Genomic DNA, 20,011 nt, shown 5'->3' with positions numbered 1-20,011 from the left:
ATTCCACAGTAGCTCAGTGGTAGAGCTATCGGCTGTTAACCGATCGGTCGTAGGTTCGAGTCCTACCTGTGGAGCCATTTAGGCCCCTTGGTCAAGCGGTTAAGACACCGCCCTTTCACGGCGGTAACACGGGTTCGAATCCCGTAGGGGTCATATAATCAGAAGTGAAATATCGCTTCTGATTTTTTTAATTATTATGGATCGTTGTCCGAGTTGGCCGAAGGAGCACGCCTGGAAAGTGTGTAAACGTCACAAGCGTTTCGAGAGTTCGAATCTCTCACGATCCGTTAAATAATAAAACTACTGTTGATTCTTTAATGAAATCATCAGTAGTTTTATTTAGTTTAATACCTACGTTTATTTTACGTATATACCTACAAATAAAAGTTACTTTACTATCTATTTTTTAATGTAGAAAGCATGTATAATGTACTTATTCAAATATTATACTTCTAAAGTTAATTGTGAATTATAATACAAAATAGAAATCATAAGGTGATGAAATGAAAGATAAAGCTTCGACACGTAAAGTGTTATCAGAAATTAACTATCCAGTTAGATATAAACGCTTTTCAAAAATTTTTAAAAGAATTAAAAAATCTGAGCGTCGTTTCTTTATTAAATTATTAAAAGTAATCTGCAAAGATATTAAAAATAAGGAACTGATTCATTTTGCGACTTATAGTCATATTAATTTGAATCAACATGGTTTGTTTATTTTATTAGATGATCGTATTTCTATGGTCCATAGTAAAATGAAATCAAAGCGTATATATTATGAAGTAATTAAATATGCTGATTTAGTAAACATTGATTTTGAGCCTGATACTGAAGGGGAATATGGAGAGTTATTCTTCAAATATAAACGAAAGAAATTAAGTGAAAAATCAGTAACTATACGAATGATAAAAAGTAAAAACTTGCCTGAAATTGTGGAATTTATTAGAATTAAAATGTCTGAGACAATATAAAGGGGGACATTAACAATGGCGAATATCGATAAACTCGTATCATATGCTGAACTTAAATTAGGCCAGTTTGGTTCTGATTACCGTGAAAATCACGAAGAAGATAAAGTGCAGGAGATTCAACCACGCAGCTATGATGTGAACGGAACTTCTATCGATGTGCATTATGATGCACAAAGCTACGTAATCGATTTAACAAAATCTGGTGTACGTGATGTCACAGAAGAAGATGCACAAGCAGTTGTAGCAAGACTAAAAGAATTCTTCAATCAAAAATAAAAAAAGTAATTAAAAATCTGAGACTGTTTTGTAGTCTCACGATTTTTTTTAAATTGCAGTTAATGCTGCGAGATATAAGCCTAGTGCAAATAAGAAACCGAATACGGTGTTGAATTGTCCGGTAACTTTCATTGCAGGCATCAGTTCAATCGGTGTATTGCCTTTAAAGAAGCGATTTACTGCTTTGATTGGTAAGTTAAAGCTTAACAATACAAGTAATAGGAATGGTGAACCATATGGTTTAAAGAATACTGTATACAGTACTACAAGGAAACTGATTAAGTATAATAATGCCATTGTGATAATTGCGATTGTTTTACCGACTAATATAACATATGTCTTTCTGCCGCTCGCTTTATCTTTTACACGGTCACGAATATTATTGGCCATATTAATCATGCCGATATTGATTGAAACTGGAATTGACATAATTGCAGGGTACCATTCTAGATGTCCTACCTGAATGTAGAATGTAATCATAATGATTACAAATCCCATAAAGAATCCTGCAAAGATTTCACCGAATGGTGTCCATGAAATTGGAACGGGACCACCTGTATAGAAATAACCGACTGCCATACATAAAATTCCAACAAGTAAGATTAACCATGACGATTGAGAACAAATATAAAGACCTAATATGGCGGCAATAATATAAAAAGCAATCGCTAAATTATATACTGACTTAGGACTCATACCATTTCTTACGATTGCACCACCGATTCCGACTGAAGTATGATCATCCAGTCCACGTTTGTAATCGAAATATTCATTAAACATATTTGTTGCCGCTTGTATTAGTAAGCAGGCAATAAGCATGATAATCAATAAATCAATACGGATATCAGTGAAATATTTTGCGCATGCTGTTCCGACAAGTACAGGTACGAAACTTGCTGTTAAAGTGTGTGGTCGCATTAAGTGATAATACTTTGCAATACCAGTGTGTTGTTGTAAATGTTCAGACATATTCATACCTCTTTTATTCTTAATGTATAAATTTTATATTTAATAATAGTCATCGTCAACAAATCTAGCATAATTTGTCCAATAATGATTGAATAATGTTAAAATAGTAAGTATATTATTTTGAAGTGAAAGAAGTGTAGCATGTGCCGATTAATCAACAGTTTGAGACGCATTTAACAACGAATAAAATTAAGAAAATAGAACAATTTGATTTAGACTTCCAGCTAAATGTTGCATGGATCATGGATTATTTTCATGCATTTGCAGGAGAGCGTTATGTCTTTATCAATAAAGATAAATCTTTTAAGTTAATCGGTATCGGTCATCATTCAGTACTTACAGCAGATACGATTCATCCTGTTCTTATCGAACGACAGTTTAAGGCGATTGTTCAGGATGCAGCATATATTGGTAATGGTTCGCAGTATGAATTAAAACTTTTTGGTGGCTTCCAGTTTGATAATAATGAAAGTAAAAATTTTTCTGCTTATGAAAAGAGTCATTTCGTCATTCCCAAAATACAGATTATTGAAAGCAATGGACACGCTTCAATAATATTTGTTGATCAGTCTTCAGATAAAATACAGATAATTGATGCATTAAGACATCATACTGGCGGCAAAGTACCTGATAACAAAATAATATCTGCTGAAGATATTGATCTGGAGTTATTTAAATCTAATGCACATAAAGCAATATCGATGATGCAGGAAGATAAACTTGAAAAAGTTGTGCTATCAAGAAAAAGAAAGATTACGATGGAAAGAGATATTGATATTTTGCCACTCATCAATCAGGCGATGAAAAATCATGAAGTGAGTTATTTTGCTTTAATAGAGTCTGGTGCACAAACATTTATTACAAAGACACCTGAACAGCTTGTTGCGGTGCAGGATGGCATCCTTCATACAAATGCCATTGCCGGAACGATGGGCAAAAGTATTGATAATGCGAAACAAAAGTTACTGGATGATGAAAAGAATCTATATGAACATAAAATCGTTGTAGAAAGTATAAAGGAAGATTTAGCACCGTTTACAAATGAGATTACTTTAAAACAATCACCGGATATATTAGAAAATCAATTTTTCTATCATTTATATACACCGATCAATGCGAAGTTGAATCGTGGTGGATTATTAGAAGTAACTGAAAGTTTGCATCCAACACCTGCACTGGGTGGCTTTCCTAAACGCGCGGCGATGGATTTCTTAGCGGAGGCAAATGAAGGGCGTGGTCTTTACGGTGCACCCCTAGGATATGTTGATTTAAATGATGAAGGTGAGTTTATCGTTGCCATCCGTTCGATGGTTATCCAGGATAACACTGCGATGCTCTATGCAGGATGTGGTATTGTTAAGTCGAGTGTTGTAGAGAGTGAAGTTTATGAAACAGAAATTAAATTTAAACCGATGTTAGAAATGTTAGGAGTAAATGAAGATGAATGACGCGTTAACTAAACAAGTGTTTCATTTCGTTAAATCATTATATGATTATGGTGTACATGAGATAGTGATTTCACCCGGATCACGCTCAACACCGGTTGCGATAGCATGTGAACTTCATCCAAAGATGAAGACGTATATTCATCCAGACGAACGCAGTGCAGCTTTCTATGCACTTGGACTAATGAAAGCAACGAATAAACCAGTTGCAGTACTCTGTACATCTGGAACTGCAGCAAGTAACTATACCCCGGCAGTGTCTGAATGTTTTATCAGTCATATGCCGCTTGTTGTGATTACGAGTGACAGACCTCATGAACTGCGTAATGTCGGTGCACCACAGGCAATTAATCAAGTAGGGATGTTTAGTAATTTTGTACAATATGAACGTGACTTTCCAATCGCAGATGATACAGACGAATCGATACAATTTATCGATGCTGTAATGATGCAGTCTAGTCGTTATTTCAGTGGACCGATGAAAGGCCCGGTACATTTCAATATACCTTTCAGAGAACCATTGATGCCGGACTTTGAGCTGGCAGAAATGATGACGATTAATCCAAAGGTTCAGGTTAGTTATCAGAAGACATTTGATGTCAATACAGTCAAACCAATCATTCGTCAGGAAAAAGGCATTATAATCGTCGGTGATTGTCAGCTGGAAGATTTAACACAGATACTTGTCTTTTCTACAATACATAATATACCGATTATTGCAGACCCGCTTAGTCAGATTCGTGATTTAAAGCATCCAAATGTGGTGACAACAGGAGACAGTATCTTTAAAGTCATTAAAGATATTCAGCCGGGTTATATAATTCGTGTCGGTAACGCTGTTGTATCGAAAGCAATCAATCAGTGGATTAAAGCACAGACAGCACCACAAATTTTAATTCAACCAAGAATTCAGCCTAATACATTTCCGAAAGTGCCGGACTTATTTATCGAAATTACTGCAAACGACTTCTTTAGACAAGTCGCAGAAGAGAAACCAGTCAACAATCAATCATGGATTAAATTCTGGCATACATTAAATGATTTAGTCATCAATCACATTATGCAGCACACACAAACGATATTCGACGAAGGTAGTGCGATGTATCAGATCTTTAAACAAATCAAGAAGAATGAAGTCATTTTCCTGGGCAACAGTATGCCGATTAGAGATTGTGATACATTCTTTACAAACTTTGAAGGTAAACCGTATTGTAATCGAGGTGCAAATGGTATTGACGGTGTTGTGAGTACGGCGCTTGGAATGTCGCGTCATAAAAAGGTGACGTTGATAATTGGTGATATCTCATTCTTCCATGATATGAACGGTCTTGTTATGCAGAAGATGTTATCAGAATATCACCATTCTCATATGATTAATATTGTTGTGATGAATAATAATGGTGGCGGTATATTCAGTTATTTACCACAGTATGAAGATAAGAAGCATTTTGAACGTTTATTTGGCACACCGCTGAATCTCGATTTTGAACATACTGCAAAGTTGTATGACTTTAAATATAAGAAATTTAATGTATTTGATGAAATCACATTACCGAAAGCAAGCGGTCATATTATTGAAATCACTTCTGACCGAGAAGAGAATTTGAAAGCACACAGTGCATTAATTACTACTTTAAAGGCGAAACTCAATGCTGAAATATAAATATTTTAATCGTGATAAAGAAAGTCTTATTGTCATGATCCATGGATTCCTGGGTAGCGTTGAAACCTTTCTTCCAGCAAAAGAAAGACTGTTGTCCCACACGGATGTGTTATTAGTAGAATGTCCAGGACATGGAGCAGCTTTTAATACGAATGAAACTTGGTCATTTGATGCTATCGCAGCATCGCTAACACACACATTAACGCGTTATAGAAATCAATATTCCGAAATCATTCTGTATGGTTATTCGATGGGTGGTCGCATAGCGCTATTTACTGCACTGCATTATCCTGAGTTAATAGATAAACTCATAATCGAAAGTGCGACGCCTGGAATTGAAGATGAGCAATTAAGAATAGAGCGTATTCAGCAGGATGAAGAACGTAGTATTTGGATAGAAACAGATTATTCGGCATTTATTAAACACTGGGAAAAGCTATCATTATTTCAGACATATCAGCCACTAACGGATGAAATTCAAACAAGACAGCGTGAGATAAGAATGCATCACAAACCACAAGGTATTGCTAAAGCATTAAGAGAATATGGAACAGGCAGACAACCAAATCTCTGGCCGCTTTTACCTAGCTTTAATAAACCACTCTTATTGCTTACAGGAAGTTTAGATAAGAAGTTTGAATCAATCGCTAAACGTATGGTAGAAGTACTGCCTGATGCCCGTCATATGATAATTGAAGCGGGTCATACAATTCATGTGGAGAATTTAAAAATATTTGATACAATAATAGTATCGTTTATCAAGGAGGAAAATCATGACTAGAGTTTGGGAAACATTAAAAGAGTATAAAGAAATTAAATATGAATTTTTTGAAGGTATCGCTAAAATTACGATCAACCGTCCGGAAGTTCGTAATGCGTTTACACCGAATACAGTAATGGAAATGATCGATGCATTCTCTCGTGCACGTGATGATCAAAGAGTAGGTGCAATCATCTTAACAGGTGAAGGTGACTTAGCATTCTGTTCAGGTGGCGACCAAAAAGTACGTGGCCATGGTGGTTACGTAGGTGATGATAATATTCCACGTTTAAACGTATTAGATTTACAACGTTTAATCCGTGTTATTCCTAAACCAGTTGTAGCGATGGTTCGTGGTTATGCAATCGGTGGTGGACACGTATTACACATCGTATGTGACTTAACAATCGCTGCTGACAATGCTCGTTTCGGTCAAACTGGACCAAAAGTAGGTTCATTTGATGCTGGATATGGTTCAGGTTACTTAGCAAGAATCGTTGGACATAAAAAAGCACGTGAAATCTGGTACTTATGCCGTCAATATGATGCGCAGGAAGCATTAGATATGGGCTTAGTTAATACAGTAGTACCTTTAGACCAAATTGAAGATGAAACTGTAAAATGGTGTAAAGAGATGTTACAACATTCTCCAACAGCATTACGTTTCTTAAAAGCTGCGATGAATGCTGATACTGATGGATTAGCTGGTTTACAACAATTCGCTGGTGACGCTACATTACTTTACTACACAAGTGATGAAGCGAAAGAAGGTCGTGACGCATTTAAAGAAAAACGTCAGCCGAACTTCGATCAGTTCCCTAAATTCCCATAAGCAAGAGAGTGAAGCACCCTTTTTGGGGTGCTTTTTTTGTTAACAAAATTTACGTAAAATTAATTTGTTAATTTTTGTGTTCATTTGTATATTATATGTGAGGTGATGATATGTTCCTGAAATTATATGATTTTAGTGATTATGAACAATATTTGTGGGAAGTTAAGAATCGTATAGAATTAGACAGTTTTGATGAATCACAGTTATATACATTTGAACGTGGGTATATGGGAGAGAGAATATGCTATGAGGCATTGAAAGGTACACGTGGCGGCGTGAAGTTATGGAATGTGAGAATCAGGAGTAATGGCGAAGTGCAATTTGACTTTTTGTTGATTAAAGACAGATTTATTATACATATTGATATAAAAAATTTTGCCGGACCGTATACATTTAGTAATAATAACTTTGTGAGTGAGAATAATTATGTGAATGCCAATCCATTAGTACAACTCGATAAAGCAGAGAAGAAGTTAAAGTATTTCTGTTATAAAAATAATATCGATTATCAGGTGAAAAGTTATGTGTTATTTATAAATCCTACATTTGAATTGAGTGGGCTAGAACATACTGATAAGCTATTATATTCAACAGACGTCTCAAGAATTGTGAAAATGTTAGGCAAGGGTGAACCGACAAATGAAGAGCTATATATTGGAGAATTATTAAAAAAGCATCATCATCCTAATAGTAAGTATGAACGCATACATTATTATCCCTTCAATGCTTTAAAACCAGGTATGAAGTGTCCGGAATGTCGAAAGTTTTTGCCGATAGTGTCTGGACGTCAAAGAATTGTACGTTGTGATTGTGGATATAAAACTTCAAAAAATAAATTGGTACTTGATGCATTTAGAACGATAAAAATCCTGAAAAATGATGCTGTAACTACGGCTGATATTAGTAGATATACCGGTATAGGTAAAACAACGATTAGAAATGTACTGAAATCTGAATTTGAAACGTATGGAAAGAATAAAGGACGCAAATATACAGTTAAGAAAACAGTGAAGGGAATTTTTGAAGCATCAGTAGAGTATAGAACCTCATCGCTAGATGTTGATAAACAGAATATATCAACATCTAGCGAAGAAGATCGGGAATATATCATGTCGTAGATGTTGATAAACGGAATATATCAACATCTAGCAATGAAGGTCGGGAGTATATCATGTCATAGATGTTGATAAACAATATATATCAACATCTAGCACCAAAGCGCATTCCGATGTATAAACTTCTTCTTTTTGATATGATAATTATATTAACTAAGAGGACGTGGAATTATGCAGTGGCTTAAGACAACATCAAATCGATATCCAGATAAAACAGCAATTTTTTATCAAGATCAACATATTTCTTATCAATTACTCTACGAACAAGCTCAAAAAGTAGCATACGAACTCGATCAACTTCAACATCATCGTGTTGCGCTTGTAGCGGAAAATACATTAATGGATTGTTATTTTATTCATGCTGCGATAATTGCGAATATTGAAATAGTGATGATCAATAAGCATCTGACTGAACATGAAATGAGAAAGCAAATGGCGTCTGTGGATACGGAGCTTTTATTTTCAAATAATACTTACACGCACATCTCTGCTATCCATAAATCAGAGTTTGTTAGAAAGGCAATAAATCAGCATTCAACATTAACTGCTAAACCGAATCATCCAGAAGATATATTATCTATTATGTTTACTTCAGGGACGACTGGTGTTCAGAAAGCAGTACCTCAACGCTTTATTAATCATTTAGCAAGTGCCGGAAACTGTAAACAGATATTTACGTATGACCATGATTCAATTTGGCTGGATGTTCTCCCGTTGTTTCATATAAGTGGTTTGAGTATATTATTACGTGCAGTGATTGATGGCTGCACTGTCGTATTGCATGAAAAGTTTGATGCAAAGCAGATTATCGATGACATTAAAGATAAAGAGATTACGCATATCTCTCTTGTACCCCAAACGTTAGAACGTCTCTTAAGACAAGGACTTAACCAGCAATATGCACTTCAAGGCATACTGATTGGTGGCGCTAAACTAGATGATCGCTTACTTATTCAGGCACAAAGTGCTGACCTACCCATCTATACATCATTTGGCATGACTGAAACATGTTCTCAGATGATTACAGCATCGCCAAAAGATATTCAAAAGTACCCAAAGAGTGTAGGCCAGATCAATCAAAATATCCAATTATTTAATGCAGTGAATCAGGTCGGGGAAATTGGCGTACGTGGGGATAATGTCATGCACGGTTATCTTTATCCGGAAAGTGCAAATCAAGAAGCATTCATAGATGGATATTTCTTAACAGGAGATATCGGGTATATCGAAGATGATTACCTGTATATATTAGACCGTCGTAAAGATTTAATTATTTCAGGTGGAGAAAATATATATCCTTCAGAAATTGAGCAGGTCATACTCAGTCATACGTCTGTACATGCAGCTTGTGTTATTGGTATTAAAGACAGCGAGTGGGGCAGTGTGCCGGTTTGTTTATATGAAGCGGATGGTAATATGGCTGCAACTATTCAGAATGCATTAAATAATAATATCGCAAAATATAAGCATCCTAAACAATTTATTCGAGTAAATAATTTAAAACGAACATCGAACGGAAAAATATCACGTCATCAATGTAAGGAATGGTTTGTGCATGAATATCTCAAATCTTAATATTTATTCATATGCTGCAGCATTTAAAGCGCCGATCAAGACAAATCTTATTACTTTAAATGAGCGTAAGGTACTTGTAGCAGGTATCGTAATTGATGGTGTGGAATATTTTGCGGAAGCAAATAGTTTTGAGACACCGTGGTATCATTTTGAAACGATAGAAACGGTTTATCAATCACTCGTCAATCAGTTTCAAATAATAAAAAATAGACCGATATCTTCAATAGAAGCATTCAATACTTTACTTGATCCTGAAAAACCCAATGCATCCAGTTGTTTTGATATCATTGCGTATCAATATTTTAATACGCTAAAGCCAGTGACTGTGTTGATCGGTCAAACGCTGCATCATGATGCGCGTGTTATTCAACCGAACGCTACACGTGTAAAATTAAAGATGCATGACAATATTTTAGAGCAGGTTCAAACGATTCGAAAGACGAGTGATATAGAGATCGTCATCGACGCAAACAGGTTAATGGATGCAAATCATTTTAACTTGATCAGTAAACTTTCTGAGTATGACATTCTTTATTTTGAAGAGCCGTTCAGTTCGATTGAAGATTATCGTTTGTTACATCGCTTGAATCCGAAGATTAATCTTGCCATCGATGAAAGTGCGACTGATGCGCATACGATACAACAATTTTATAATATAGGCGTTAATACTGCTGTTATTAAATATAGTAGATTAGGTGGCGTGACTAGTGCACTTAAGATAAAAGAAAACTTATCAGAAATGAAGCTCGTATCCGGCGGCATGTATGAATTTGGTCTCAGCAAATATTTCACTGCACTGCTCGGTGAAACGTTTCAGACTGTACCGGACATTACGCCGAAAGGTACTTATTTTGCGCATGACTTTACTGAATATGATGAAATAATCGAAGGCAACCAACTGGTCATATCAGTACCAAAAGTAAAGAAATCTCATCTCACATTATTAGCTGCTTACGATTAATAAAGCTGTATAGGTAAAAAGGAAATTCCATTTTGGAATTTCCTTTTTTAATGATGATGATGTTCTTTGTCTGGGACTGGGTCATAGCCACCGGGATGAAACGGGTGACATTTAAGGATTCTTACGATCGTTAAATAGCTTCCTTTTAATGCACCGTGTGTTTCAATTGCTTCTAATCCATATTGGGAACATGTCGGTGTGAAGCGGCATGTGGGTGGTGTCATTGGTGAGATATAATTTCTGTAAAATTTAATACCAGCTAATAATAGTTGTTTCATAATAATCTCCTAATCTATTTCATCTGCTTTATACATAGCAACATTTGTCTTATTAAAGTTCTTATAATGCGTTTCTTGTGTCATTAATATCGTAACAGGTTTGTTTTTAATTTTAGCATTGACCTTGATATCGAAAGACATTGTTTTGGGTAGCTTCTTCACGGGTGATAATTCAACATCAAATGAACCACTCTGAATTTTAATATCCGTTAAATCATTGAATGTTGATACTTGATTCATGCTTGAGAAATCGACGCCGTAATCAAACAGATGTTTTAAATTTTGAGAGTTACCTTGATATTGAATCCTGCTATCCGTCGTTTTTATATTATCAACTTCTTTTTTGACGACATTTTGAACAATATCTGTTAAATTGACCATATTTGATTGGACACTTGAAAAGTACTGAATATCAGCATTACGAGCACGATAATTTAAATATTGAGGTTCAGGAAAGGCTTCTATATTCCCCTCATCCATATTGAATATAACAGACTTTACAGGATATTTCGTGTTATTTGAATCAGCTTTAATAAGTAGCGCACTTTTATTGATCGTATCAAATTGAGATGCTGTATCCTGTGTAAACTTTGTTGTGAACTTATCATATGAAATCGTTGTCTTATTAGTGGCATCAAGAGAAATACTGTCTGTTGCTTTAATATTCTTCTGCATTCGAGCGATAATCTGGTCCTTCGTCAATGGTTTCTTTTTTTCCTGTGGTGCTGCACAACCGGTAATAATTAATGTTAAAATAATAAAAAATACAGTTAGTTTTTTCATAGTAACCTCTAGATAGATAATTTTGTGATGAATGGAGCAGATTAATGATTTTTACAGATCATGTTGGTAATAAAGTAATGCTTGAAATAAAAGATAAGACTGATATACCAACAAGTAAACATGTACTAATAATAACAAACTTTAAGGGTAATATGCTACTTACGCATAATAAAATTCGAGGTATTGAATTCCCGGGTGGAAAAGTTGAACATGATGAAACACCTATTGAAGCGATGCATCGTGAATTATATGAAGAAACTGGTGGTGTAGTGCGTAATTATGAGTTTATAGGCACCTATACCGTATATGATCAGTCACCATTCAGTAAAGATGTCTTCTATGTAGAAGTAGCGCATATCGACAAACGTGAAGATTATCTGGAAACAGATGGTCCGGTAATTGCAAAGGCTCTGAATGATATTCAGACAGAAGATAAAAGTTTCCTGTTAAAAGATAACTGTATTCTGTACATATTAGATACACTAAAGGAGCGTTTTGATGTTCATTACGAGTAAATTAATACCTGCTTCTTATCAAGGAATAAGTTTTCAAGAGATTACATATCAGTCTGATGAATTTGAAGTTAAAGGATTATTATATGAACCGAAAATTGTTGAGCGTATCATTATATATCTTCGCGGTGGAAAAGGACAGGTAGGGACGCTAAGACCAGCTGGACTGATGCGCTTTGCTTATCCGAATACACTCGTTGCAGCACCTTATTACCGCGGAACGCATCATAATGGTCAGGATGAGTTTGGAGGAGGTGATCGTGAGGATGTATATGCACTTGTGCGTATACTTAGAACAAAGTATCCAGATGTACCATTACATTTTATAGGATTTTCACGCGGGGGTATTCAAGGGCTCGTTACGTATCAGAATAGTGACGTGACATCTTTTATTACATGGGGCGGCGTATCGAGTATTTATTATATGTATGATGAACGACTAGACTTGCGCAGCATGTTAAAGCGCATCGTCGGTCCGATTACAGATAAAGCCGCCTATGATAAACGCGAAGGTATTAATCTGATAAAAGCAGACAGTCCGCCAATTATGATTATTCACGGAACAGAAGATAAACAGGTTAATATCGCGCATGGCAAGATGCTTGAAGAAAGACTTAAAAACTTAGGTATAAAGCATAAAGCGATATACTTAGAAGGTGAAGCACACGTTCTTCGACCTGATAATGAACGGATGATACTACAAGAAATTTATAGATGGATGTTAGCTGTAGAATAAAAAATAGAAGGTGAGACATAAGTCTTAGCCCTCTTCTGTTTAACAGCTTAAACGGCGGCACAGCAGTTGCCACTACGACAAAAACCGAACAAAAACTATAAATCAAAGCGCGATTTATTAGTTTTGTCCGGTTTTTGCTTGTGGCAGAACACTTCTGTCCCAGCCTTTATGTTTATTATTATCCTCTAAAGATAAAGCCGCCTTTTTCTTCGATTTCAGCTGACTTTTCACCGAATTTCTTAAAGTTTTCCTGGAAGCGTAATGCTAAATCCTTTGCTTTTTCATCGTAAGCATCTTGAGATACCCAAACGTTACGTGGCATTAAGATTTCTTTAGGAACACCTGGCACTGAGTTTGGTACGTGTAATCCAAAGATTGGATCTTGCGTGAATTCAGCATTTTTAATTTCTCCACTGATTGCACGGCGAATCATAGAACGCGTATGTGTTAAGTTCATACGGCTACCTACACCATATTCTCCACCAGTCCATCCAGTGTTTACTAAGTATACGTCTGAACCGTGCTTGTCGATTAATTCACCTAACATATTCGCATATACTGTTGCATGTAAAGGTAAGAATGGTGAACCGAAACATGTTGAGAATACTGGTTGTGGGCTCGTTACACCGCGCTCAGTACCTGCTAATTTAGATGTAAATCCACTTAAGAAGTGGTACATTGCTTGTTCTTTTGTTAATTTAGAGATCGGAGGTAATACGCCGAATGCATCTGCTGTTAAGAAGATAATTGTTTTCGCATGACCAGCAATTGATGGTAATACGATATTATCAATATTTTCAATTGGGTATGCTGCACGTGTATTTTCTGTTAATGATTTGTCTTCATAGTCTGGGAAACCTTTTTCATCAACTTTAACGTTTTCTAAAATCGCACCGTAACGGATCGCATCATAGATTTGAGGTTCTTTCTCGCGAGAAAGATCAATCGTCTTCGCATAGCAACCACCCTCGATGTTGAATACACCGTTATCATTCCAGCCATGCTCGTCATCACCGATTAATTTACGGTGTGGGTCAGCTGATAAAGTTGTTTTACCTGTTCCTGATAAACCGAAGAATAACGCTACATCTTTATTTTCACCAACGTTTGCTGAACAGTGCATGCTCATTACACCTTGTGTTGGTAATAAGTAGTTCATAACACCGAATATACCTTTTTTCATTTCTCCGGCATATTCAGTACCACCGATTAAGATGATTTTATGTTTGAAACTAGTGATGATAAAAGTTTCAGATTTTGTACCGTCGATTTTAGGATCTGCTTTAAAGTGTGGTGCAGAAATGATTGTGAAGTCAGGATCGATTAAGATACCTTCATTAAATGTTTCAGGACGGATAAACATCGTACGTGCAAATAAGTTATGCCAAGCTAACTCATTGATGACACGTAAATTTAATTGTGTAGCAGGGTCTGCACCTGCATAACCATTAAATTCATAAACTTTATCTTTTGTTCCTAAGTAGTCTAAAACGCGGTCTAATAATTTTAAGAAGATTTCTTCAGAGATAGGTTGGTTGATTGTACCCCAGTCGATTTGGTCTTTTGTTTCTTCTTCTTCAACGATAAATTTATCTTTAGGTGAACGACCTGTATACTTACCAGTTTCAGTTCTAACAGCCCCTGATTCTGTTAATACACCTTCACGATTTGCTAAAATTTCGTTGATTAACTGTGTTCTTGATAATTGATTTAACACAATATCACTCTTTAATAAGTTGTCTAATTTACCAAAGATTTGTTCGCTCATTAAAAGGTCCCCCAAGTTTATATTTTCTGCTGATGTAAGCAGTTTCATGAAATAGTATAACATAAGGTTTCAAGTGTTACATTAAATATAAATAAAATTTTAGAGATAAAGTATTATTCAGAAAATTTGTGAATCAATCCGATATATTGACAGTGTACAAAAAGTTTAGTATTATCTAACTTGCGGATTCTCTTATCCAGAGTGGTGGAGGGACATGGACCCTTTGAAGCCCAGCAACCCTTAACTTCATTGTTAAGTAAGGTGCCAAACCGTTTGCAGACAGTTGTCTGAACGATAAGAGCAGAATGGACTAATTATGTATAATTAGCCTTCTCTCTTAATAGGAGAGAGGGCTATTTTTTATTTATAGCTTGAACCGTGAAATATATATTAATAGGAGTGTTTATAAATGACAGATCGTAAATTATTTACGTCAGAATCAGTAACAGAAGGACATCCAGATAAAATTGCTGACCAAATTTCAGATGCAATCTTAGATGCAATTCTTACAGGAGATCCAAAAGCGCGTGTAGCGTGTGAAACATCAGTAACAACAGGTATGGCCTTAATCGCAGGTGAAATTACTACATCAACTTATGTTGATATCCCTAAAGTAGTGCGTGATACTGTAAAAGAAATCGGATATACACGTGCTAAATTCGGTTATGACTTTCAGACGATGGCAGTACTTACTGCAATCGATGAGCAGTCTCCTGATATTGCACAAGGGGTAGACCGTGCATTAGAAGACCGTGGCGACTTATCTGACTCTGATATCGAGTCAATCGGTGCAGGTGACCAAGGTTTAATGTTTGGATTTGCATGTAATGAAACTGAAAGCTTAATGCCGTTACCAATTTCATTATCTCATGAATTAGCACGTCGTCTGACTGCAGTACGTAAAGATGGTACTTTAGAATACTTACGTCCAGATGGTAAGACACAAGTTACAGTTGAGTATGATGAAGCGGGTAAACCTAAACGTATCGACACAATCGTTATCTCATCTCAACACCATGAGAAAATTGAATTAGAACAAATTCAGGCTGATATTAAAGAACACGTTATTAAACCAGTTGTTCCAGCTGAATTAATCGATGAAGAAACAAAATATTTCATCAATCCAACTGGTCGTTTCGTAATCGGTGGACCTCAAGGGGATGCCGGTCTTACTGGCCGTAAAATTATCGTAGATACTTACGGAGGATATGCGCGTCACGGTGGTGGTGCATTCTCTGGTAAAGATGCGACTAAAGTTGACCGTAGTGGTGCTTATGCAGCGCGTTATGTTGCGAAGAACATCGTTGCAGCAGGTCTAGCTGACAAATGTGAAGTACAATTAGCTTATGCGATTGGTGTAGCACAACCCGTATCTATTTCAGTTGAAACTTATGGTACATCTGAATACACTGAACAACAACTTGTTGACGCAGTACGTAAAACATTCGATTTACGTCCAGCAGGTATCATTCAGATGTTAGATCTTCGCCGCCCAATTTACAAACAAACAGCTGCTTACGGTCACTTCGGTCGTACAGACGTTGATTTACCATGGGAAGCGACAGATAAAATTGAAGATTTAAAAGCAAATTTAAATAAATAGAGGTAGGGATAGAAGTGTTCTGCCACTAGCAAAAACCGGACAAAACTAATAAATCGTTCTTTGATTTATAGTTTTTGTTCGGTTTTTGTCGTAGTGGTAACTTCTATTCCACCGTTTTAGCTTTATTCGTAGGATGAAAAAAGACTACCTCATGCGAGATAGTCAATAAAAAAATATTAAGCTTCTTCAGTTTCTTCTTCAGTTGTCTCTTCTTCTGTAGCAGCATCATCTTCAGTCGTTTCTTCTTCAGTTGTTGCTGCATCTTCAGTTTTTGCGTCGTCTGTTTTTTCCTCTTCACCACATGCACCTAATAATAATGCTGATGCGAAAGTACCTGCTAATAATAAACGTTTATACATTGCCATGGTATCATCCTCCGAGAAAATTTAATTTTGCCCAAAAATATTTTTAGGACACTTAAATTATTTCATATCATTATTAATTTAGAATTTATATTTTATTAAACATTGTTAATCTTTGTTCAGAATATTAATTTCTTATTTATATTTTTAATTAGAGTAAACTTTCACAAATTACTTTCATATTTTCGATGAAGTTCTTCTGAAATTTCATTATAATAAAGGAAATACGGTTAGAAAGGTGAATGATATGTCAGTAGAAGTAGGAAGTACTTTATTTTATGTGTTAATTGGTTTAGGTGTCCTGGCTTTATTATTCTTCGTCTTATGGTTACTCGCATTATCCAGCAAGAAAAAATCAATTGCGCGTAAAGAAGAAGAATTTCGTAAAGCACAGAAAATTAGATCAGATGAGTATCACGATGAGAGTGAAAAGTCTCGACTTCAATATAAAAAAGAACTAGCAGAACAAAAAGAAACATTACAGAAAACAATTGATGAGAAATCATCACATATCGAATCTTTAAAGATGTTCTCGAAAGATAAAGGTGAATATTTAACTGACCTAACTTTAATTCAGTTAAAAGAACAATTTATTCGTGAAGAACGTATTCGTCCTGAAGATATGCACGTACTTGCTAATATTTATATTCCTGGTAAACGTGTGAAGAGCACTGATAAACTTGATCATGTTGTATTAACGAGAACAGGTATCTATCTGATAGATTCTAATTACTGGACTGGTCATATTTACCACGGTGTAAGTGAAATGCAGTTTGCTGGTGAACCGATGCTTGAAGGTGTGTTTAACATATTAGAGCTTGATCCGAAACTTGAACAGACAATTGTTCTGGATAAGAACAAAGAAGGTAATGCTGAATTCAGAACATATAACCACTCGATTGAAGCATTGAAATTAAAAGCAGAACGTTTAGAGAAAGTGTTTGAGTTACCATATCCGGTAACACCGATTGCGTACTATAATGCAGAAGGTGTTGGTAGTGAACATATCACTAATTATTCGAGAGATAATGGAGTGAAGGTGATTGTAGGTGAAGAAGAACTGCAAACATTCTTCGAAAAATTTGTCTTCCACGGTAGATTCCAGTATAAAGTTGAAGAACTTGAAAATATTATGGACCAAATTGAACATTTAAATCCGTAACAAATAAGCCTTGAGTGAAATTCACTCAAGGCTTATTTGTTATGCAGATTTACGTTTCACTAAATATAATCCTAACCCTAATAATCCGATTGCAGCAGCACCTGTACCAGCTGCTTCACCAGTAATCGGTAATTGCTCAACCGCTTCAGTGATTGCAGGTTTGTTCGTATCATCTGCAACTTGATCCGCTTGAATTGTCGTATCTAAATTTGTTTCATTAGTTTTTGCAACAGTTTCAAATGGAATGACTTTATCATCATGAGCAGCCATCGTAGCTTCTAATACGACAGGTTCTTCAGTAGAATCTTCTGTCTTGATGATGAATCCTTCGCTTCCATCTTCTTCTGTTGATACGTCAATTTGAGGTTTTACAGTTTCAGTTGTCGGTTTTTCAGTCGTTACTTCTTCGGATTCAACTGGTTGATACGCACTCGCGTTTCCTGCTAAGATACGTTGTAATGCTTCACTTGTATAAGCTGTCATATCAGCAGTTTTAAAGTATTGACGTACAACTGCATCTAATGATGGTCCTTCTTCACGAGGTCCACCAAGCATTGTATAACCATCGCCACCAACGGCTAAGAAATCATTTGTTACAACTTTGTATGTTTTAGTATTGTTTAATGGTTCAAATTTGTTTGTCTTTTTGTTGAATACTTCAATTGCATAAACACGTTCACCAGCAGGTTTAGTCATGTCATAATGAACTTTAATTGATTTAGAGATGTGTAAGAAAGCTCCGTTTGCATCTAATCCTGTTTTTCCGTCTTTTTCAATAACAGGTGCGCTTAAAGCGTGTTCAAACATTGCTTTTACTTCAGAACCTTTGACGTTAATTTGTGTAATAGTGTTTCCGAAAGGTAATACTTTAATAATATCTCCGATTGTTACATCTTTATTACCTTCGATAGAAGCTCGGATACCACCACCATTTGTTACAGCGAAATCACCAGCTGTATCAAATCCGTTAACAGAATATGCTTCCATTGCATCAGCAATCGCGTTACCTAAGTTTGTCTCACGCGTACGTACGTCGTTACGTTCCCCTTGAAGTTGTACTGGATTGTGGAATACGACTTCAGAAGTTGCTTTCCCAAAGTTATCTTTTGCAGTATCAACGATAGCTTTAACTGCAGCATCTTGTGTAACTTCTTTCGTATCTGATTCTTTAACCATTGAGGCTTTTATATTACTTACAACTTTATCCTGTAAATCAAATGTGACTGTCCCGATGTTTGCAAGTGCCGTACCTGTTTGAGCAAGCATCACAGTATTTTTTAATTCACCATTTTCAATGACTGAGTGAGAATGTCCATCTAATATTACGATTGCATTATTTTTAAAATCTTTGTTGCCGGCAATCTTAGTCGCTAAATTATCACCACGCCAAGCTTCTTTAGTCGTTGTGTCGATACCTAAGTGACTTAAGATGATAAATGCATCAACTTTTCCTTGTAACTTTTTCATTTCTGCAGTTACAGATGCAACTGGATCAAGGAATGATACACCGATAATGTTGTTCGGGTGCGTCTTCGTAGCAGTCTCCGGCGTTGTTACACCGATGACACCATATTTCTTACCATTTTTCTCGATGATTGTAGAAGGCGCATAAACACTTTTTCCATCTTTATAAACGTTTGAACTTAAAATAGGGAAGTTTAATAGTTTCTTATAGTTCATTGCAGTTTCAAAACCGAAATCAAACTCATGGTTACCAACAGTCATCGCATCGTAACCAACAGCGTTCATCGCTTTTGCCATGTCAGCACCTTTTGAGAAGTTAGATAATGGTAAGCCCTGGAAAGCATCCCCAGAATCAAACATCAATGTAGGTTGTTCTTTATCTTTGATTGTCTTTACCTTTGCCATGCCGATAACACGGCCATCTTCAGCATCTAAACGACCATGCATATCATTTGTATGTAAGATCTTTACTGAGTTCGGTCCAGCAGGTATTTCTGTTGTTGCTTGTTCAGTCGTTGGTGCTTCTGACGTAGGAGCTTCAGTTGTAGCTTTCTCGGTCGTTGCTACTTCAGTAGTTGGTGCCTCAGTTGTTGGTTGTTCTGTCGTCACGTCTGCAAGTGCATAAGGACTTTGGAAAAGCATTGAGATTAATAACGTTAACATTAATACCATTGATGCAATTCGTTTCACGGTGTTCCCTCCAAAATAAATTTTAATTTCAATATTATAATAATGTATAAATACATGAGCTGTGATAATTTTAAGAAAAAATTACG

The 20,011-nt window shown here is 35.9% G+C and carries 19 protein-coding genes, 3 tRNA genes and 1 riboswitch; of the genes, 16 read left to right on the top strand and 6 right to left on the bottom strand.

Going from position 1 to position 20,011, the window contains the following annotated elements; translation table 11 throughout:
- Positions 1 to 2: 2 nt before the first annotated feature.
- The 5 genes from BFS35_RS11830 (at position 3) to BFS35_RS11810 (ending at position 1,247) form a co-directional block, all read left to right on the top strand.
- Positions 3 to 77: transfer RNA gene (locus tag BFS35_RS11830), tRNA-Asn, on the top strand.
- Positions 78 to 81: 4 nt separating this feature from the next.
- Positions 82 to 153 (top strand) — tRNA-Glu (locus BFS35_RS11825).
- Positions 154 to 198: 45 nt separating this feature from the next.
- Positions 199 to 287 (top strand) — tRNA-Ser (locus tag BFS35_RS11820).
- Positions 288 to 503: 216 nt separating this feature from the next.
- Positions 504 to 971: a PH domain-containing protein gene (locus BFS35_RS11815; RefSeq protein ID WP_099576712.1), complete on the top strand. Its 468-nt coding sequence runs from the start codon at positions 504 to 506 to the stop codon at positions 969 to 971.
- A gap of 15 nt (positions 972 to 986) precedes the next feature.
- Entirely contained in the window at positions 987 to 1,247 is a 261-nt protein-coding gene (locus tag BFS35_RS11810) for a hypothetical protein (protein WP_099576714.1), read from the top strand.
- Between the two features lie 48 nt (positions 1,248 to 1,295).
- Here the strand turns inward: BFS35_RS11810 and BFS35_RS11805 are convergent, their stop codons facing one another.
- Positions 1,296 to 2,216, bottom strand: a complete 921-nt coding sequence (locus tag BFS35_RS11805) for a 1,4-dihydroxy-2-naphthoate polyprenyltransferase (protein ID WP_099576715.1) — start codon at positions 2,214 to 2,216, stop codon at positions 1,296 to 1,298.
- A 143-nt stretch (positions 2,217 to 2,359) separates the two neighbouring features.
- Here BFS35_RS11805 and BFS35_RS11800 point away from each other — a divergent pair, with 143 nt between their 5' ends.
- From BFS35_RS11800 to BFS35_RS11770, 7 genes are all read left to right on the top strand, one after another.
- Positions 2,360 to 3,664 (top strand): isochorismate synthase, encoded by a 1,305-nt coding sequence (locus BFS35_RS11800; protein WP_099576717.1) that lies wholly within the window; start codon positions 2,360 to 2,362, stop codon positions 3,662 to 3,664.
- Positions 3,651 to 5,324, top strand: coding sequence for a 2-succinyl-5-enolpyruvyl-6-hydroxy-3-cyclohexene-1-carboxylic-acid synthase (gene menD, locus BFS35_RS11795; RefSeq protein WP_170137313.1), 1,674 nt, complete (start codon positions 3,651 to 3,653; stop codon positions 5,322 to 5,324). The genes BFS35_RS11800 and menD overlap by 14 nt, the downstream gene beginning before the upstream one ends.
- Complete coding sequence (gene menH / locus BFS35_RS11790) at positions 5,311 to 6,105, top strand: 2-succinyl-6-hydroxy-2,4-cyclohexadiene-1-carboxylate synthase (protein ID WP_099576721.1); 795 nt, start codon at positions 5,311 to 5,313, stop codon at positions 6,103 to 6,105. Before menD ends, menH begins: the two co-directional genes overlap by 14 nt.
- Positions 6,098 to 6,916, top strand: a complete 819-nt coding sequence (gene menB / locus BFS35_RS11785; protein WP_099576723.1) for a 1,4-dihydroxy-2-naphthoyl-CoA synthase — start codon at positions 6,098 to 6,100, stop codon at positions 6,914 to 6,916. The genes menH and menB overlap by 8 nt, the downstream gene beginning before the upstream one ends.
- A gap of 110 nt (positions 6,917 to 7,026) precedes the next feature.
- Entirely contained in the window at positions 7,027 to 8,034 is a 1,008-nt protein-coding gene (locus BFS35_RS11780) for a nuclease-related domain-containing protein (protein WP_099576725.1), read from the top strand.
- Between the two features lie 168 nt (positions 8,035 to 8,202).
- Entirely contained in the window at positions 8,203 to 9,606 is a 1,404-nt protein-coding gene (menE, locus tag BFS35_RS11775) for an o-succinylbenzoate--CoA ligase (RefSeq protein WP_099576727.1), read from the top strand.
- Positions 9,587 to 10,567, top strand: a complete 981-nt coding sequence (locus BFS35_RS11770; protein WP_099576729.1) for an enolase C-terminal domain-like protein — start codon at positions 9,587 to 9,589, stop codon at positions 10,565 to 10,567. The genes menE and BFS35_RS11770 overlap by 20 nt, the downstream gene beginning before the upstream one ends.
- Before the next feature lie 47 nt (positions 10,568 to 10,614).
- Here the strand turns inward: BFS35_RS11770 and yidD are convergent, their stop codons facing one another.
- Together yidD and BFS35_RS11760 are read right to left on the bottom strand one after the other, a co-directional pair.
- On the bottom strand, positions 10,615 to 10,845 hold the full coding sequence (gene yidD / locus BFS35_RS11765) for a membrane protein insertion efficiency factor YidD (protein WP_199798128.1): 231 nt from the start codon (positions 10,843 to 10,845) through the stop codon (positions 10,615 to 10,617).
- Between the two features lie 9 nt (positions 10,846 to 10,854).
- Positions 10,855 to 11,628 (bottom strand): hypothetical protein, encoded by a 774-nt coding sequence (locus BFS35_RS11760; RefSeq protein ID WP_099576733.1) that lies wholly within the window; start codon positions 11,626 to 11,628, stop codon positions 10,855 to 10,857.
- Positions 11,629 to 11,672: 44 nt separating this feature from the next.
- Here BFS35_RS11760 and ytkD point away from each other — a divergent pair, with 44 nt between their 5' ends.
- Together ytkD and BFS35_RS11750 are read left to right on the top strand one after the other, a co-directional pair.
- Positions 11,673 to 12,143 carry an RNA deprotection pyrophosphohydrolase gene (gene ytkD / locus BFS35_RS11755; protein WP_099576735.1) on the top strand — a complete coding sequence of 157 codons (471 nt, stop codon included), beginning with the start codon at positions 11,673 to 11,675 and terminating at the stop codon, positions 12,141 to 12,143.
- Entirely contained in the window at positions 12,127 to 12,876 is a 750-nt protein-coding gene (locus BFS35_RS11750; RefSeq protein ID WP_099576737.1) for an alpha/beta hydrolase family protein, read from the top strand. Before ytkD ends, BFS35_RS11750 begins: the two co-directional genes overlap by 17 nt.
- Positions 12,877 to 13,054: 178 nt before the next feature.
- Here the strand turns inward: BFS35_RS11750 and pckA are convergent, their stop codons facing one another.
- Positions 13,055 to 14,644: a phosphoenolpyruvate carboxykinase (ATP) gene (gene pckA, locus BFS35_RS11745; RefSeq protein ID WP_099576739.1), complete on the bottom strand. Its 1,590-nt coding sequence runs from the start codon at positions 14,642 to 14,644 to the stop codon at positions 13,055 to 13,057.
- Positions 14,645 to 14,833: 189 nt separating this feature from the next.
- Positions 14,834 to 14,945: riboswitch (SAM riboswitch) on the top strand.
- A gap of 108 nt (positions 14,946 to 15,053) precedes the next feature.
- Between pckA and metK the strand changes: the two genes are divergently transcribed.
- Positions 15,054 to 16,247 carry a methionine adenosyltransferase gene (gene metK, locus BFS35_RS11740; RefSeq protein WP_099576741.1) on the top strand — a complete coding sequence of 398 codons (1,194 nt, stop codon included), beginning with the start codon at positions 15,054 to 15,056 and terminating at the stop codon, positions 16,245 to 16,247.
- Positions 16,248 to 16,423: 176 nt separating this feature from the next.
- Here the strand turns inward: metK and BFS35_RS11735 are convergent, their stop codons facing one another.
- Positions 16,424 to 16,612, bottom strand: coding sequence for a hypothetical protein (locus BFS35_RS11735; protein ID WP_099576743.1), 189 nt, complete (start codon positions 16,610 to 16,612; stop codon positions 16,424 to 16,426).
- Positions 16,613 to 16,856: 244 nt separating this feature from the next.
- Here BFS35_RS11735 and BFS35_RS11730 point away from each other — a divergent pair, with 244 nt between their 5' ends.
- Positions 16,857 to 17,771, top strand: a complete 915-nt coding sequence (locus BFS35_RS11730; RefSeq protein ID WP_099576746.1) for a nuclease-related domain-containing protein — start codon at positions 16,857 to 16,859, stop codon at positions 17,769 to 17,771.
- Between the two features lie 39 nt (positions 17,772 to 17,810).
- Here BFS35_RS11730 and BFS35_RS11725 read toward each other — a convergent pair whose 3' ends face one another.
- The gene (locus BFS35_RS11725; protein WP_240628440.1) at positions 17,811 to 19,925 is read right to left on the bottom strand and encodes a 5'-nucleotidase C-terminal domain-containing protein; all 2,115 of its coding nucleotides are present in this window, start codon (positions 19,923 to 19,925) and stop codon (positions 17,811 to 17,813) included.
- Between the last annotated feature and the right edge of the window lie 86 nt (positions 19,926 to 20,011).

The organism is Macrococcoides goetzii (genome assembly GCF_002742385.2).
Lineage (GTDB): Bacteria > Bacillota > Bacilli > Staphylococcales > Staphylococcaceae > Macrococcoides > Macrococcoides goetzii.
Note: the sequence above shows the minus strand (reverse complement) of the source record. Positions and strands in the feature narration are given on the sequence as shown.